The following is a 14,751-nucleotide window of genomic DNA, read 5'->3' as shown; positions in this document are numbered from 1 at the left end:
GTACCCGCCCGCCCCGCACACTGATCAGGTGAACACAGGCGCCGCCCGGATTGACGAAGGCGGCAATCACGTCGACGTCCCCAGTCCCGCCTTCCATGCTCTGTTGATCCTGGACCCGGCGCAGTAACGCAATCTGGTCCCGCAACTCGGCTGCTCGCTCGAATTCGAGATTGATCGCCGCCTCTTCCATCCCGGCGGACAACTCGTCAGTCAGTGCATTGCTGCGCCCTTCAAGAAACATCACCGAATGGCGTACATCCTCGGCGTACACCTGGGGTTCCACCAGCCCGACACAGGGCGCCTTGCAGCGTTTGATCTGGTATTGCAGGCAAGGGCGCGTGCGATTCTTGTAATAACTGTCTTCGCATTGCCGAACGAAAAACGTCTTTTGCAGCAGGCTCAGGCTTTCGCGGATCGCACCGGCGCTCGGGTAAGGCCCGAAGTATTTGCCTTTGGCCTTTTTCGCGCCGCGATGGATGCTCAGGCGCGGAAACTCTCCGTCGGAGAGAAAGACGTAGGGGTAGGATTTATCGTCGCGCAGCAGGATGTTGTAGGGCGGGCGCCATTCCTTGATCAGCGTCTGCTCAAGCAGCAAGGCTTCAGTTTCGTTGGCGGTGATCGTCGTCTCGACCTGGGCGATACGCGCTACCAGCGCGGCGGTCTTGGGGGCAAGCCCGGTCTTGCGAAAATAACTCGACAGGCGATTCTTGAGGTTCTTCGCCTTGCCGACGTAGAGCAACCGCGCTTCACTGTCGAACATGCGGTACACGCCGGGGCGCCCGCTAACGGTCGACAGAAAGGCGCCAGGATCAAAGGTGTCGTTCATTTTCAGAGGCTGGCGTCGACCATGCCATGACGAACCGCCAACAGCGTCAACTCGACATCACTGCTGATCGAAAGCTTTTCGAAGATGCGGTAACGGTAGGTGTTCACGGTTTTCGGGGACAGGCACAATTTGTCGGAAATGATCTGCACTTTCTGGCAGCCAACGATCATCAGCGCGATCTGGATTTCCCGTTCCGACAAGGCATCGAAAGGCGAATCGTTGGTGGGCTGGAAGGACTTGATCGCCAGTTGCTGGGCAATTTGCGGGCTGATGTAGCGTTGCCCGGCAAACACCAGGCGGATGGCCTGGACCATTTCCGGCAAACCTGCCCCCTTGGTCAGGTACCCGGCCGCACCGGCCTGCAACAGCCGAGTAGGAAACGGGTCCTCTTCACACACGGTCACCGCGACGACCTTGATATCCGGATGACTGCGCAATAATTTGCGAGTGGCTTCAAGACCGCCGATACCCGGCATCTTGACGTCCATCAGCACCACATCGGGTTTCAGCTCACGCGCCTTGAGCAGGGATTCCTCACCCGACTCGGCCTGGCCGACTACTTGCAGGCCATCGATGTCAGCCAGCATTCGTGTAATGCCTGTACGAACGAGATCATGGTCATCGACTACTAGCACCCTAATCAAGCAGACACCTCGCGATATGGTCTTATTGGTTTGCCAGACACCTTAGCAAAAAGCATCTGGCAGACCTAGCGGAAAGCGTCAGATTAAAAGTTTCAATTCATCTTGAAAGGCTTATCGCAAGCGTGTCGCAGCAATCCAGGCCGGGGATATCCAGTTGCATCCTCAGGAAACATTCGTCCTTGCCCACCACCCTTAATCCCTTGAGCTCGTACAACGCTTGCGCCGGGTTGTTTTCGAAAACCGTCAGGCGTAACGCCGAGCGCCGTTCCTGGCGCGCCAGAGCCAATACCTGATCGATCGCCCAGGATCCGGCGCCCTGCCCACGAAACGCTTCGACGATATGCAATTCGCGGATATACAAGGCTCTGGCATCACGGCTCAGGCTGACATAACCCAGCACTTTGTCGCCCCATGCAATCACGCGGTTGTCGCGCCCGGCCCAGGCCACGTCAAACGCTTCGTCCTGCCACAACAGGTCATGCTCAATGTAGTAGCGCAGCATGCCTCTACAGGTCAGTTCGCGGGCGAATTCGAGGTCATCCGGTGTTGCCGGACGCCATTGGCGTTCCATCATTCCAGTTCCACCGCCAATACCTCCCCGGTCCAGCCCGCGGGATTGCGCCGGGCAACCACCATCAGGTTGCCAGTACCGGAGGCGGCCGCAATCAGCGAACCGTCCGACGCCCACACTGCGCTCCGTCCTGCCGACTCCCAACCACCCGTTGCACCGCCATGGTTGGCCATCAACACCACCATTGAATGGCCAGCGGCGTAGCCCTGCAACAAGGCGGTATCCGGGTCGTAGCCTTTTTCCGTGACCAGCACACCCGCGGCATATATGCCAGCGCCTTTCAGTGCGGCCAGGGCCGCATGATCGGCATGGTTGAAATCCGCGCACACGGCCAACGCAATAGTATCCACGCCGATTGTCAGAGGCTCGCCTCCCGCTCCCGGCGCAAATACCACCTCCTCCCCCGGATGCAGATGTTGCTTGCTGTAGACCGCGAGAGAACCATCGGCGCCGAGTATCATCGCGCCAATCAGCACCGGCGATGTGTCCGTCAGCCGAATCGGCATGCCAACGACGGCCGTCACGCCGACCTCCTTGGCAAAATCACGCAGCGGTTGCAGTACGGCCGCGTCCGGCGCAACAGCCAATTGCGCAGCAAGCCCCCGTTCATAGCCGGTCAGCGACAATTCAGGGAACACCAGCAATTGCACGCCCCGCTCCGCAGCCACCTGCAAGAAACGTTGATGTCTGGCGATGTTGCCGGCGAGATCTCCGGCGATGGAGATCGATTGCGCGGCGGCGAGGGTCAGTGCCGTCATGATGCGTCCTTGTGACGATATGTTTGTTGAAGCGCAGAGTGTGTCACAACCTTCGGGGCACTCAGGCGATAGAAAGTGCCATCGTTGGCCGATAGCATTTTCTGATTGAATCTGCGTACCGGCCTCTAGTAAGCTCGACCCATCCATCGGAGACAGACCATGTTCAACACCCTCTTACAGCTTCGTACCGCCAGCGCCCTGCGCTCGGTTGCGGCTGCCCGGGTGAACGACGGTTGTGCTCCGGTCAGTTTTTATTTTGGGTATTGGTTTAGCCACTGGCGCGCCTGATACCCACACGGCGCCCACTTTAAACGGGTCGCCACCAGAGAATTCTCAACCCCCGGTCGGCCTCCCGACCGGGGGTTTTGTTTTTTCAGCCCCAAGACTTTTAGCGACACACCAGACATTCAGAGGATTCAAAACATGAACTACGCCACTTATTACCGTTACGACAGTTTTACCGCCTGGCGATTTACCACCCTCCGCTCGGGACAGCCTGCCGCCTCCGATCGGTCACCCACAGGTGGCAAGCACACACACGCAGCCAATCCGGCCAATTGTCGAACACCCCAGTAGGGCCGAGCGCGCGGGCACGAACCCGCCACCAGCCCAGGAAGCCTTGAATATGAACTCGTCCGTCTCTGCACTGCCGCTGTCCACCTTGAGCCCTGCCAATGAAGCGCTGACCCTGCGCCTGCCCAGCTCATTGCATCTCAAACAGCAATTGCCCCTCAGCAACGCCCTGACCCGGCAAGTCACCGCCCACCGTCAGGCGGTTCGCGCGATCCTCAACGGTGAAGATTCCCGCCTGCTGGTCATCGTCGGCCCCTGCTCGATACACGATCCGAAATCAGCTCTCGAATACGCCGGCAACCTTGCCCGCCTCTCCGCCGAAGTCAGCGACGAAATGCTGCTGGTGATGCGCGCGTACGTCGAAAAACCCCGTACCACGGTTGGCTGGAAAGGCCTTGCCTACGACCCGCACCTCGATGGCAGCGATGACATGGCCGCCGGCCTGACGCTGTCCCGCGAACTGATGCGCGAAATGCTTCGCCTGGGTTTGCCCGTTGCCACTGAACTGTTGCAACCGATGGCGGCCGGCTACCTCGACGATCTGTTGAGCTGGGTGGCGATTGGCGCCCGGACCACGGAGTCGCAGATCCACCGGGAAATGGCCAGCGGCCTGGGCATGCCGGTAGGGTTCAAAAACGGGACTGACGGCGGTGTCGGCGTCGCCAGCGACGCCATGCGCTCCGCCGCCCATCCCCATCGCCATTTCGGTGTCGATAGCCAGGGACATCCGGCGATCATCCAAACCATGGGCAATGCGGACACCCACCTGGTATTGCGCGGCGGCCATCGCGGGCCGAACTACGACAGCGCCAGCATTGCCCAGGTGAACAGCGACCTGACCAGGCTCAGGATTCCGGCTCGAATCATGGTCGATTGCAGTCACGCCAACAGCGGCAAAGACCCGCTGCGCCAGCCAGCCGTGTTCCAGGAGGTACTTGAACAGCGTCTGCAAGGTGATCGTTCGCTGATCGGCATGATGATCGAGAGTCATTTATTCGAGGGCTGCCAGCCGTTGGGTTCGACACTACAATACGGTGTGTCGGTGACCGATGGTTGCCTCGGTTGGGCCGGGACAGAACAGTTGTTGCTTGAGGCGGCAGATCGGCTGCGAGCCTCAAACAACGCCCGATAATCAGCATCCTCCATGCGCCCTCCGGTCTTCATGCGAAGACTGGAGGGCAAATGACAATCAATGTCCCATCAGGGACTGCACCTGAACCAGTGTCACCCCCGATTGCTGGCGGGTACCGTCAAGGCGCTCGACTGAGCAGGAAACACGGATCGCGGAGTCTCGATGATCCCTCCAGAACGGGTAGGGAACGATGAACACCAACGGTTCGCCCGCGGTGTCCCTGGTTATTTCGCGGTCGTCACCGTGATTGAATTTCTCCCCGTCGCATGTCAGGTAGATCCGTTCTCCTTTTTCAGCGCTGGCGTTTTCGATGATGACGGTCACGCCATCCTGCGCATCTTGCAGATCCACCCAACCTTCGTTGGCTTCCAGTACAGTGGGTGCTCGCAGTGGTCGCCGCTCCAGGATGCCAATCATCAGTGCCGTTACTTCAGAATAACGAGGCCCCTGCCCTGCCTGCTTGACGCAATAGTCGACGGACACCGAGGAGCCCAGATTGAGCGTAATGCACTCCGGACTGACCCAAAACGACAGTTCGTCCCCCACAGCGAACGACTCGACCTTGAGTGCATCACTGAAACTTGCTTCGACCGAAACGCCCGCCCAGGTCAGTAGCACCAAGTCGCCCGCCGCCATGCGCGCATAGGGCTTGATCGTAACGATCGCCCCTTCCTTCACCCAATCCGGATCAAGCGTTCTGCCCACCGCATCGTTCACCGTCGCGGGCAACAGGTCCGATTGCACATCTCCGACACTCAGTTGCAACCTTTGGGAATGCACGGGCTCGGCCAATCGGGTGCTCGTGAGTGAGTAACCGATTTCCAGTGAACCACCCTCAAGCGCCGCGATATGTGCGCTACCTACGGCAAAGATTATGTCCTCGCCGACCCGGTCCTCACTGACAAAACGCGCCACCTGGTGATTGCAGGCGAGGCCATCGGCATCCAGCCCCGCCCAACTCAACAACAATTTGTCGCCGCAGGTCATGCCGGGATAAGGCAGGACCCTGATGACGGCTTTTTTGTCAGAGGGATTCAGAACGCCGTTTTGCGCCTGCTCAAGCATGGGAGGTGGTAATGGTTGCTGCGCGAGATTCAAGGTGTCGGGTTCATAAACAGTCATTCATTCGCTCCATTCCCTGGAATAAACGCCGGACAGCAGGCCGGCTCTTGAAGACTATTTAACCGCATGACGAACAGTCGTGATGTCGGCCTCTCACTCCGGCCCGCTCGGAAAATCGATACATGCAAAGTAGGTCTTTGATCAGCAGCAAGCTGATTGCCGCGAAAAGTCCTCGAACTATTCCGACAAAGGCTTCAGCCACTCTTGAGCATTCGCACTTGTTCTATTCCGTTTTCCGCAAATTTCGGCGGACTTTTCATACATCGCGCCAACCTCGAGTGTTTTAGAGTGAAGCGCCATGCAGTCCCAATGAACTTCTGCGTAAAGGTATGAACATGCAAAGGAATGCAAGCACTCGTTACCCAATACTGCTGGTCCACGGCCTTTTCGGTTTCGAAAAAATCGGCAAGTTCGAGCTCTTTCACGACGTCAGGCAGGCGCTGAGGAACGCCGGAGCCCGGGTGTTCGTCCCCCACTTGTCGGCCATCCATGACAACGAGATACGCGGAGACCAATTGCTCGCACAGATCGAGCGGGTACTGGAAGGAACCGGTGCACGCAAAGTCAACCTCATAGGCCATAGCCAGGGCGCACTGACCGCACGTTATGCCGCAGCGATTGCGCCACACAGCGTGGCGTCGGTCACCTCCGTCAGCGGGCCGAACCATGGTTCGGAACTGGCCGATTTCCTGCGCAAGGCATTGACGCCGGGCTGCCTGCCGGAACATGTGGCCGAGACGGTGGTGACCCTGTTCGCCGACTTCCTCGCGACCTTGAGCGACAATCGGTATCAACCGCGAAACGCCATTGCCGCCCTCAATGCGCTGACCACCGAAGGCGTAGGCGCATTCAACGACAAATACCCGCAAGGACTGCCCACCACCTGGGGCGGCAAGGGCTGCGAACAGGTCAACGGTGTTCGTTACTACTCGTGGGGTGGCGTGCTGGCGTCGAATGTTCTCGAAGAAGGGCTCTACGCGCTCGATCCGCTCAACGCCTTTTGCCGGGCCCTTTCCGGTTACTTCGTCACGGAAAGCGAGAACGACGGTCTGGTCGGTCGCTTCAGTTCCCACCTGGGCACGGTTATCCGGTCCGACTATGCGCTGGATCATCTGGACTCCATTGGCCAGCCGACCGGCCAGCTGCGCACAGGTGTCGACCCGATTGATCTGTATGTCCAGCATGCCAGGCGTTTGAGGGACGCCGGCCTTTGAGGTGCCACCTGCCGTGGATCCCGCGCGGAACGGAACTTTGAGGAGAAATCGCTCACTGAATCCGGTAGGCTCAGCACTTTATCGAGTATTGAAAGGAGTATTTCCCCATGGCTAAAGCCACTGCCCGTCACATCCTTGTTGCCTCCGAAGCCAAGTGCAACGAACTCAAGGCCCAAATCGAGGCTGGCGCCGATTTCGCCGAAGTTGCCAAGGCAAACTCCACTTGCCCATCCAGCCGTCAGGGCGGTGACCTGGGTTCGTTCGGTCCGGGCCAGATGGTCAAGGAATTCGACACCGTGGTCTTCAGCGCACCGATCAATGTGGTCCAGGGCCCGGTCAAGACCCAGTTCGGTTTCCACCTGTTGGAAGTGACCAGCCGTCAGGACTGATCGACGCCTGAGCTATTCACACGACGGCCCGCCTATTGGTGGGCCGTTGTGTTTGTGACGCGCAATACGGCTGGCGAGGGACGCGCCGCTAGCGTACAAATTGTCGTTAACGACCACCCGGCTCTAAGGCTGACAATGCGACTGGCTTTCCCTACCTTGCTGTTCACGGCCGCGGCCCTGCTGATGGGTGTCTCGGGTGTGAATGCGGCACCGCAACCGGCAATGACTGTGTACGGCGAACCGGCGAAATACCCTGCTGGCTTCAGTCATTTTGCCTACACCAACCCGCAGGCTCCCAAGGGTGGCACGATGCGGCGCTCGGCGATCGAAATCGGTCAGTTCGACCATGTCTTGCCTTACATCGACAAAGGCATCGGCGTTACACAGATAGACGGCTTGCTCTATTCGCCGCTGGCCCAGCGCTCGTTGGACGAGCCTTACACCGTGTACGGTCTGGTGGCTGAGAAGATGGAGCGCTCCGAGGACGGCCTGTCCCTGCGCTTTTACCTCAACCCCAAGGCGTGTTTTGCCGATGGCAAACCGATTACCGCCCAGGACGTGCGCTACACCTTCGACCTGCTGATGACCCAGGGCAGCCTGCGCTACCGTACCCAGTTCGCCGACGTCAAAAGCGTCGAAGTGGAATCGCCACTGACTATCCGTTTTGAATTCAAGAACAACGAAAATCGCACCCTTCCCCTGGATATCGCGACCTTGCCGGTGTTTCCCGAACACTGGTGGAAGAGCCGCGATTTCGCTGGTGGCGGTGGATATGAAGCGCCGTTGGGCAGCGGCCCCTATAAAGTCGGCAAGATCGATTCGGGGCGCAGCATCACCTTCGAGCGTAATCCCGACTGGTGGGGCAAGGACCTGCCGGTCAGCCGTGGCCTGTACAACTTCGATCATTTCAGCATCGAGTACTTCGGCGATACCGACGTGGCGCGCCAGGTGTTGCGCGGAGGCGCCTATGACTACAATCGCGAATTTTCCGCCACCGCTTACTCCATCGGCTACGAAAGCCCGGCCCTGAGCGATGGTCGCCTGCAAAAAGCCCACCTCGCCACCGAGGCACCGCAGCCGGCCCAGGGTTTTGTGTTCAATCTGCAAAAGCCCATGTTCCAGGATCGCCGCGTGCGTCAGGCACTGGTGATGCTGTGGGACTTCGAGTGGAGCAACCGGCAGATGATGCGTGACATGTACATCCGCCAGCAGAGCTTCTTCTCCAACACCGACCTCGCGGCCCGGCAATTGCCGGATGCCGGTGAGCTGGCGATTCTCGAACCGCTGCGCGGGCAGATTCCCGACGAAGTCTTCACCCAGGTGTTCGAGGCACCGAAGACCGACGGCAGTGGCGTGATTCGCGACAAGCAGCTGCAAGCCCTGGACTTGCTCGAACAGGCCGGCTGGAAACCCGATGGCGACCAACTGGTCAATGCCGACGGCGAGCCGCTAAGCTTCACCTTCCTGGTCAGCCAGAACGGCATGGACCGCCTGCTGTTGCCCTATAAACGCACGTTGAAACAGATCGGCATCGACCTGAACATCCGCCGCATCGACTCGTCCCAGTACGTCAATCGCCTGATGAGCCGCGACTACGACATGATCGTCACCGGCTACCCGGTCACCACCTCCCCGGGGGGCGAACTGGTCAATTACTTCGGCTCGGCGGCGGCCACCGACCCTGGCTCCAACAACTACATGGTGTTGAAGAACCCGGCGGTGGACACCTTGATCACCGGGCTGATCCGCGCCAATACCCAGGCTGACATGCTGCATTACGCCCATGCCCTGGACCGGGTGCTGCAATGGAATTACTACTGGATTCCCAACTATTACCCGCCGGGCACCTCGACGGTGTGGTGGAACCGCTTCGGTATCCCGAACGTGCAAGCGAGCAATGACGAAGCCATCGAGAGCTGGTGGGAGATGAGTACCACGCCATTGACCAACCAACAGATGACGGCCGAGCGTATCAGCCGAGGCAAACCCGGAGGGCCGCACTGATGTGGGCTTACATATTGCGGCGTCTGCTGCTGATCATTCCGACGCTGGTGATCATTCTCCTGGTCAACTTTGTCATCGTCCAGGCCGCGCCAGGCGGGCCGGTCGAACAGGCCATCGCGCACCTGCAAGGCATTGGCGGCGCCGCGGTTGGCGGCGGTTCCGGCGAAGCCATGAGCGGCAAGTCCCGGGCCAGTCGCGGGCTTGATCCGCAGCTGATCAAGGACATTGAAAAACAGTACGGCTTCGACAAACCGGCACACGAACGCCTCTGGTTGATGCTCACCAGCTACGCGCGCCTGGACTTCGGCAAGAGTTTCTTCCGCGGTGCCACCGTCACTGACCTGATCCTCGAAAAAATGCCCGTGACCATTTCCCTCGGGCTCTGGGCGACGCTGATCACTTACCTGGTGTCGATTCCCCTGGGCATCCGCAAGGCGGTGCACCATGGCAGCCATTTCGACATCTGGAGCAGTACCGCGATCATCATCGGTTATGCCATGCCGGCGTTCCTGTTCGCGATGTTCCTGATCGTGGTCTTTGCCGGCGGCACTTCGCTGAACTGGTTTCCGGTTCGCGGGTTGGTCTCGGACAACTTCGAATCGCTGTCGACCCTTGGCAAGGTGGCCGACTACTTCTGGCACCTGGTGTTGCCGGTGACCTCGCTGGTGATCGGCGGCTTCGCCACACTGACCATCCTGACCAAGAACTCGTTCCTCAATGAGATCACCCGCCAGTACGTGGTCACTGCCCGGGCCAAGGGTTTGAGTGAACGTCGGGTGCTCTACGGGCACGTGTTCCGCAACGCCATGCTGCTGGTGGTGTCGGGCATTCCCCAGGCGTTCATCAGTGTGTTTTTTGCCGGCTCGCTGCTGATCGAAGTGATCTTCTCCCTCGACGGTCTGGGTCGCATGAGCTACGAAGCGGCGGTATCGCGGGACTATCCGGTGGTGTTCGGCTCGCTGTTCATCTTCACCCTGTTCGGCCTTCTGATAAAACTGGTCGGCGACCTCTGCTACACCCTGGTCGACCCGCGTATCGACTTCGCCGCGAGGAACGCCTGATGCTCAAGCTTTCACCGCTGGCGCGTCGCCGCTTCGAGCGCTTCAAGAAAAACCGTCGGGGCTGGTGGTCGCTCTGGCTGTTTGTCGGCCTGTTCCTGATGACCCTGGGCGGCGAACTGATCGCCAACGACAAACCGCTCGTGGTCAGCTATCAGGGCCAGTGGTACTTCCCGGTCTTCAAGCGCCACACCGAACAGGCGTTCGGCGGGCAACTGCCGTTCCAGGCCGACTACCGCAGCGACTACGTGCAGAAACTGATCAAGAAGGATGGCGGCTGGCTGCTGTTTCCACCGATTCCGTTCAGTGACGACACACCCAACTACGACCTGAACACACCCGCCCCCAGCCCGCCCTCCAGCGTCAACTGGCTGGGCACCGACGACCAGGCACGGGACGTTCTGGCCCGGGTGATCTTCGGGGCCCGGGTGTCAATCCTGTTTGCCTTGATGCTGACCTTTGTCAGTGCCCTGATCGGCATCGCTGCAGGAGCCCTGCAAGGCTATTACGGCGGTTGGGTGGATTTGCTCGGCCAGCGTCTGCTGGAGGTGTGGTCCGGGTTGCCGGTGCTGTACCTGCTGATCATCCTGTCGGGCTTCGTCGAGCCGAATTTCTGGTGGCTGCTGGGGATCATGGCGCTGTTTACCTGGCTGGCCCTGGTGGACGTGGTGCGCGCCGAGTTCCTGCGCGGGCGCAACCTGGAGTACGTCAAGGCCGCCCGCGCGTTGGGCCTGACCGACCGCAAGGTCATCGTGCGGCACATTCTGCCCAACGCCATGAACGCAACCTTGAGCTACCTGCCGTTCATTCTGACCGGGGCGATCTCCACCCTGACGGCACTGGACTTCCTCGGCTTCGGCATGCCTGCCGGTAGTGCGTCCCTGGGCGAACTGATCGGCCAGGGCAAGCAGAACCTGCAAGCGCCATGGCTGGGGCTGACGGCGTTCTTCACCCTGGCGCTGATTCTTTCTTTACTGGTGTTCATTGGCGAAGCCTTGCGCGACGCCTTTGATCCGCGCTCTTGATTCGGAATGTAGAGATGACCAACCTGATCGAAATCCGTGACCTCAGCGTGGCCTTCAGCGGCCAGACCGTAGTGCGCAATCTGTGCCTGGACATCCGCCCCGGCGAGTGCCTGGCGCTGGTGGGCGAATCAGGCTCGGGCAAGTCGGTGACGGCCCACTCGATCCTGCAACTGCTGCCGCAATCCGATACCGAGACGACGGGCAGCATCCGCTATCGCGGCCAGGAACTGGTGGGTGCCGATGCCGGCAAGTTGCGACAACTGCGCGGCAATCGCATCACGATGATTTTCCAGGAGCCGATGACCTCCCTCAACCCGCTGCACAGCATCGAAAAACAGATCGGTGAAACCTTGCTGGTGCACAAAGGCCTGGCGGGCAAGGCGGCACAAGCGCGGATCCTCGAATTGCTGCACCTGGTGGGCATCCAGAAACCCGAGGAACGCCTCAAGGCCTACCCCCATCAGTTATCCGGCGGGCAGCGCCAGCGGGTGATGATCGCCATGGCCCTGGCGTGCGAACCGGAGCTGTTGATTGCCGACGAACCGACCACCGCACTGGATGTGACGGTGCAGCGCAAGATCCTGCTGCTGCTCAAGTCCCTGCAACAGCGGTTGGGCATGTCGCTGTTGCTGATCAGCCATGACCTCAATCTGGTGCGCAGCATCGCCCAGCGCGTGTGCGTGATGAAGGCCGGGGAAATCGTCGAGCAGGCGCCTTGCGAAACGCTCTTCACCGAACCCAAGCACCCTTACAGTTGCGTATTGCTGCATGCCGAACCCGAGGGTGAAGCCTTGCCCCGGGACGAGCGCGAAAACGTACTGGAGGTGGACAACCTGCAGGTGCGATTTCCCGTCGGTGGTGGTCTGTTCCAGCGCAAGACATGGCTGCGTGCCGTCGATGGCATCAGCCTGAATATTCAGCGCGGCAAGACCCTGGGCATCGTTGGCGAGTCCGGCTCGGGCAAGTCCACGCTCGGCCAGGCGATCCTGCGCTTGCTCGACTCCGAAGGCGGCATCCGCTTTCAGGGCCAGGCCCTGGATGGCCTGACGCAAAAACAGCTACGGCCATGGCGCAAGAAGATGCAGGTGGTGTTCCAGGATCCCTTCGGCAGCCTCAGCCCGCGAATGTCGGTCGCGCAGATCATCAGCGAAGGCCTGGAAGTGCACAGCCAGTTGAGCACTGAAGAGTGCAATGCCGAAGTGATCCGGGCACTGACCGAAGTCGGCCTTGACCCCCAAAGTCGCCATCGCTATCCCCACGAATTTTCCGGTGGCCAGCGTCAGCGCATCGCCATCGCCCGGGCGCTGGTGCTGAAGCCAGCGCTGATCCTGCTCGACGAACCGACCTCGGCGCTGGACCGCACGGTGCAGAAACAAGTGGTCGCCCTGCTCCGCCAGCTTCAGGAAAAATACGGACTGACCTATCTGTTCATCAGCCATGACCTGGCAGTGGTCCGCGCCCTGGCCCACGACATGATCGTGATCAAGGACGGCAAAGTGGTGGAACGCGGCGCCAGCCACGAGGTGTTTGACTCACCACAGCATCCGTACACCAAGGAGCTGTTGGCGGCGGCGATGTTGGGGCAGGCATAATCCGTTGCATGAAGTTGGACCGAGGCGCGGCCATCGCGAGCAGGCTCGCTCCCACAGTTGATCTGTGTCGTTCACAAATCCCCTGTAGGAGCGAGCCTGATCGCGAAGAGGCCGGCACAGGCAAAACATAATCAGGATCAGCCCCCATGAACACCACCGAAAGCCTCAAGGACTACCAGCGCGTTCGCCTGCTGGCGATCCGTTCGTTGTTCGAAATCATCGAGCAATCGAGTGAAGGCACGGTGATTGTCGACCGCGATGCCAACATCGTCTGGATGAATGAGCGCTACGCCCGGCGCTTCGGCCTGCAATCGGCCGAGGTCGCGATCGGCAAGCCCTGCGAAAGCGTGATCCCCGGAAGCCTGCTGCGTGAGGTGGTGCGCACCGGCCGACCGATTCTGCTGGATATGCAAGACACCTCTAAAGAGCCGCTGGTGGTCATGCGCCTGCCGATTCACGACGATGCCGGCGTGGTGATCGGCGCTATCGGGTTCGCCCTGTTCGACGAGTTGCGCAGCCTGTCGCCAATGCTCAAGCGCTACATGAGCATGCAGGAAGAACTGGCCTCCACCCGCTCGCTGCTGCGGGCGCGGCAGACCAAATACAACTTCGCCCACTTCATCGGCACCAGCGCCGCCAGCCTGGAAGTCAAACGCCGCGCCCGACGCAGCGCAAGCACCGAATCGCCGGTGCTGCTGCTCGGCGAAACCGGCACCGGCAAGGAACTGCTGGCCCAGGCGATCCACAATGCCTCGCCCCGCGCGCACAAGGCATTCGTGAGCATCAACAGCGCGGCGATCCCTGAATCGTTGCTGGAAGCCGAGTTCTTCGGCACCGCCCCGGGTGCGTTTACCGGTGCCGACCGCAGGGGCCGCGCCGGCAAATTGCAGATCGCCCAAGGCGGCACACTGTTCTTGGACGAAATCGGCGACATGCCACTGCCCCTGCAAAGCAAACTGTTGCGGGTGTTGCAGGAAAAGGAATTCGAACCGGTGGGCTCCAACGAAGTGATCCAGAGCGATGTGCGAGTGATCGCCGCGACCTCAACGGACCTTGAGGCCGCGATCAAACGCGGCGAATTCCGTGCCGACTTGTACTACCGGCTCAACGTGCTGCCGATCCAGGTTCCGCCCCTGCGCGACCGCCTCGATGACGTGCCGGCGCTCAGTGAAGCGATTCTCGAAGAACTGCGCAGCCAGCATGAACTGCACCACGAAGCCCTGGAACTGTTGGGCCAACACGCCTGGCCGGGGAACATCCGGGAGCTACGCAATGTGCTGGAGCGGGCCGCGCTGCTCAGTGATGACTTGCGCCTGACGACCGCGGATATCCGCGCGGCGATTGGTACGTTCACGCCGGTGGAACGCGTGGCGCCATTGACCATCGAACCGCTTGCCCATGAAACGTTCAGTGCAGCGCGGGAGCGATTTGACCGGCAATTGATCGAAACCGCCCTCGCGCAATGCGGGGGCAAGGTGGTTGATGCAGCGACGCGGCTGGGGCTGGGCCGGTCGACGTTGTACAAGAAGATGGTGGCGTTGGGGATTGCCTAATCTCCATAAAGAGACACATATCTCCATTGTTAGACAGACCATCGCGATCAGGCTCGCTCCTGCAAGAGACCACACTCTACTGATCAGCTCGGTCAACTGTAGGAGCGAGCCTGCTCGCGAAGAGGCCAGCACTGCCAAAGAAAGTCTCAAACTAGAGACAAAAACACCTGACCAGCTCACAGAACTTTAAATATATCCTTATATTTCAATAACTTAAGCATATGGCACAAAACTAGCTATACGCCTCTCCTACCAGGCTTCACCCAACAAAAATAACAACCCAGGAGACA

General features: G+C 60.0%; 14 protein-coding genes. 9 read left to right on the top strand and 5 right to left on the bottom strand.

What is annotated here, in order from left to right; genetic code table 11:
* The 4 genes from uvrC to KGB07_RS02590 form a co-directional block, all read right to left on the bottom strand.
* Positions 1-826 (bottom strand): excinuclease ABC subunit UvrC (gene uvrC / locus KGB07_RS02605; RefSeq protein ID WP_223464429.1); only part of this gene is annotated, 826 nt, incomplete at its 3' end.
* 2 nt (positions 827-828) lie between these two features.
* Positions 829-1,470: a UvrY/SirA/GacA family response regulator transcription factor gene (uvrY, locus tag KGB07_RS02600; RefSeq protein WP_008015884.1), complete on the bottom strand. Its 642-nt coding sequence runs from the start codon at positions 1,468-1,470 to the stop codon at positions 829-831.
* A 97-nt stretch (positions 1,471-1,567) separates the two neighbouring features.
* Positions 1,568-2,041 (bottom strand): GNAT family N-acetyltransferase, encoded by a 474-nt coding sequence (locus KGB07_RS02595; protein ID WP_223464444.1) that lies wholly within the window; start codon positions 2,039-2,041, stop codon positions 1,568-1,570.
* A complete protein-coding gene (locus KGB07_RS02590; RefSeq protein WP_223464428.1) occupies positions 2,041-2,799 on the bottom strand; it encodes a carbon-nitrogen hydrolase family protein in 759 nt (252 codons plus the stop codon). Before KGB07_RS02590 ends, KGB07_RS02595 begins: the two co-directional genes overlap by 1 nt.
* A 159-nt stretch (positions 2,800-2,958) precedes the next feature.
* Between KGB07_RS02590 and KGB07_RS29485 the strand changes: the two genes are divergently transcribed.
* Together KGB07_RS29485 and KGB07_RS02585 are read left to right on the top strand one after the other, a co-directional pair.
* Complete coding sequence (locus tag KGB07_RS29485) at positions 2,959-3,087, top strand: hypothetical protein (RefSeq protein ID WP_259674428.1); 129 nt, start codon at positions 2,959-2,961, stop codon at positions 3,085-3,087.
* A gap of 337 nt (positions 3,088-3,424) precedes the next feature.
* The gene (locus tag KGB07_RS02585; protein WP_046038442.1) at positions 3,425-4,504 is read left to right on the top strand and encodes a 3-deoxy-7-phosphoheptulonate synthase; all 1,080 of its coding nucleotides are present in this window, start codon (positions 3,425-3,427) and stop codon (positions 4,502-4,504) included.
* 57 nt (positions 4,505-4,561) lie between these two features.
* Here KGB07_RS02585 and KGB07_RS02580 read toward each other — a convergent pair whose 3' ends face one another.
* Positions 4,562-5,626 carry a hypothetical protein gene (locus KGB07_RS02580; RefSeq protein WP_223464426.1) on the bottom strand — a complete coding sequence of 355 codons (1,065 nt, stop codon included), beginning with the start codon at positions 5,624-5,626 and terminating at the stop codon, positions 4,562-4,564.
* A gap of 335 nt (positions 5,627-5,961) precedes the next feature.
* Here KGB07_RS02580 and KGB07_RS02575 point away from each other — a divergent pair, with 335 nt between their 5' ends.
* From KGB07_RS02575 to KGB07_RS02545, 7 genes are all read left to right on the top strand, one after another.
* Positions 5,962-6,840, top strand: a complete 879-nt coding sequence (locus KGB07_RS02575; RefSeq protein ID WP_046038589.1) for an esterase/lipase family protein — start codon at positions 5,962-5,964, stop codon at positions 6,838-6,840.
* 107 nt (positions 6,841-6,947) lie between these two features.
* On the top strand, positions 6,948-7,229 hold the full coding sequence (locus KGB07_RS02570) for a peptidylprolyl isomerase (protein ID WP_046038446.1): 282 nt from the start codon (positions 6,948-6,950) through the stop codon (positions 7,227-7,229).
* Between the two features lie 135 nt (positions 7,230-7,364).
* Positions 7,365-9,233 (top strand): extracellular solute-binding protein, encoded by a 1,869-nt coding sequence (locus KGB07_RS02565; protein ID WP_223464425.1) that lies wholly within the window; start codon positions 7,365-7,367, stop codon positions 9,231-9,233.
* The gene (locus KGB07_RS02560) at positions 9,233-10,294 is read left to right on the top strand and encodes a microcin C ABC transporter permease YejB (protein ID WP_046038450.1); all 1,062 of its coding nucleotides are present in this window, start codon (positions 9,233-9,235) and stop codon (positions 10,292-10,294) included. Before KGB07_RS02565 ends, KGB07_RS02560 begins: the two co-directional genes overlap by 1 nt.
* On the top strand, positions 10,294-11,316 hold the full coding sequence (locus tag KGB07_RS02555; RefSeq protein WP_223464424.1) for an ABC transporter permease: 1,023 nt from the start codon (positions 10,294-10,296) through the stop codon (positions 11,314-11,316). Before KGB07_RS02560 ends, KGB07_RS02555 begins: the two co-directional genes overlap by 1 nt.
* A 14-nt stretch (positions 11,317-11,330) precedes the next feature.
* Positions 11,331-12,908 (top strand): ABC transporter ATP-binding protein, encoded by a 1,578-nt coding sequence (locus tag KGB07_RS02550; RefSeq protein WP_046038453.1) that lies wholly within the window; start codon positions 11,331-11,333, stop codon positions 12,906-12,908.
* Between the two features lie 146 nt (positions 12,909-13,054).
* Positions 13,055-14,461: a sigma-54 interaction domain-containing protein gene (locus KGB07_RS02545; RefSeq protein WP_223464423.1), complete on the top strand. Its 1,407-nt coding sequence runs from the start codon at positions 13,055-13,057 to the stop codon at positions 14,459-14,461.
* The last annotated feature ends 290 nt before the right edge of the window (positions 14,462-14,751 follow it).

It is taken from the genome of Pseudomonas sp. GL-RE-26 (genome assembly GCF_019956275.1).
Lineage (GTDB): Bacteria > Pseudomonadota > Gammaproteobacteria > Pseudomonadales > Pseudomonadaceae > Aquipseudomonas > Aquipseudomonas grandcourensis.
The sequence above is the reverse complement of the archived record's forward strand: the minus strand, read 5'-3'. Positions and strand labels throughout refer to the sequence as shown.